Genomic DNA, 286 nt, shown 5'->3' on the forward strand with positions numbered 1-286 from the left:
CCTAGCTTTTTCATTAATCGAGCAACAGTACAGCGTGCAATAATATAGCCTTCACGTTTCAGTTTTTGCCAGACTTTACGTACACCATACCTACCTGAACTTTCCTTCCAAATTCGTTTAATTTGTTCAGCATGATGCTCATCATGTAGATCTCGTTTCGCTCGATGTTCTGGATTGTCAGCGAGATCTAAAGTTCGGTAATAGGTTGAAGCTGCGATCGGTAAAATCCTACAAATCGCATCAACACCATATAAGTCTTTATTGTTATGGATGAAATCCACCATTA

The 286-nt window shown here is 39.2% G+C and carries 1 protein-coding gene; it reads right to left on the reverse strand.

Annotated elements, in window-relative coordinates; genetic code table 11:
• A partial coding sequence (locus tag NI466_RS15880) for an IS3 family transposase (protein WP_253174015.1) occupies positions 1-286 on the reverse strand: 286 nt, incomplete at both ends.

The sequence above is a fragment of the Acinetobacter lwoffii genome, from assembly GCF_024129595.1.
Taxonomy (GTDB): Bacteria; Pseudomonadota; Gammaproteobacteria; order Pseudomonadales; family Moraxellaceae; genus Acinetobacter; species Acinetobacter lwoffii_O.